The sequence below is a fragment of the Streptomyces sp. CA189 genome (genome assembly GCF_056428985.1).
In genome coordinates, this window is sequence record NZ_JBWJVM010000178.1 from 1 (window position 1) to 1,438 (window position 1,438).

Below are 1,438 nucleotides of genomic sequence, written 5' to 3' on the forward strand. Positions count from 1 at the left end.
ACTAGTAGGACTCCGTTAGCTCTTCCCGATCAAGCTTTCCGGTAGCACGTTGAACGTGTGGATATGCGTCAGATCAGGGGTCTGCAGGTTGAGTTGGCGGGGTTCGTGGCGGATGTGTTCGCGTCGGTGCCCCGCCGGGACCAGCGGGAGAAGGGTGACTGCTACCTGCGTGGACTCATGCTGGAGGGTCGCCGCAAGTCGATCAGTGCGATGGTGGGACGGCTGCCGGACGGCGACGAGCAGAACTTGCAGCAGTTCGTGAACCAGTCCCCGTGGGACCCGGTGCCGGTACGGCGGCGGATCGCGGAGCGGATGGTGCCGCTGATCGGCCCGGATGCCTGGGTGGTCGACGACGTGTCCTTCCCGAAGGACGGCCGGATGTCGGTCGCGGTCGCCCACCAGTACTGCGGGGCCCTGGGCAAGCAGGCGAACTGCCAGGTCGCGGTCAGCGTGCACGCGGTCACCGACGCTGCGTCGTGCCCCCTGGACTGGCGTCTGTTCGTCCCCGAGGAGTGGGCGGCCGATGACGGCCGGCGCACGAAGACCGGTATGCCCGTCGAGGTCGGGCACCGCGAGAAGTGGCGCCTGGCCCTGGACGAGATCGACGAACTGGCCGGCTGGGGCCTGACTCCGCCGGTTGTGGTCGCCGATGCGGGCTACGGGCAGAACGCCGAGTTCCGGGCCGGCTTGGACACGCGCCATCTGGGCTACGTGGTCGCGGTCCGCAGCGACGTGACCGTCCACCCCGGCAACGCTGAGCCGGTCACGCCGCCCTGGTCAGGCAACGGGAGGCGTCCGCAAGCGCGCTACCGGCAGGCGCCCAAGCGGGTCGCGGCGCTGGCCACCGAAGCCGGCCGGAAGGCGTTCACCGAGGTCACCTGGCGTGAGGGTTCCCGCGGTCCGATGCGTTCCCGCTTCCTGGCATTACGGGTCCGCCCGGCCGGCGTGCGGGCCCGCCGCCTGGTGCAGCAGGCCGCCGTCGCTCGCGAGGGCAGCTGGGACGGGGTGCTGCCCGCACAGTGGTTGCTGTTCGAGTGGCCCCAGGACGAGGAGGCGCCCACCGGCTACTGGCTGTCCAACCTGCCCGAATCCACGCCGATGGCCGAGCTGATCCGGCTCGCGAAGATCAGATGGCGCATCGAGCACGACTACCGGGAAATGAAGCACGGCCTGGGCCTGGACCACTTCGAGGGACGCTCCTGGGCCGGCTGGCATCACCACGTCACCCTGGTCACCGCCGCCCATGCCTTCCTCACGCAGCACCGGCTCCACCCAAAAGCCGTCACGCCGGCCTGACCCTCTACCAGGTCCTGGACGCACTCCAGGACCTGCTGCGGTGCTGGACCGGCATCTGCACCACCTGTCACCGCCCCCTGCCCGAGACCACCCACCTGCGCGAACGCACCAGACCCAGCACGACCTAACGCAGTCCTACTAG

Annotated in this window: 1 protein-coding gene; it reads left to right on the plus strand. The window is 69.4% G+C overall.

Features of this window, described 5'->3' with window-relative positions; all coding sequences use genetic code 11:
• Window positions 1-63 precede the first annotated feature (63 nt).
• Window positions 64-1,296 (plus strand): IS701 family transposase, encoded by a 1,233-nt coding sequence (locus tag AC061S_RS44390; protein ID WP_478691567.1) that lies wholly within the window; start codon window positions 64-66, stop codon window positions 1,294-1,296.
• The last annotated feature ends 142 nt before the right edge of the window (window positions 1,297-1,438 follow it).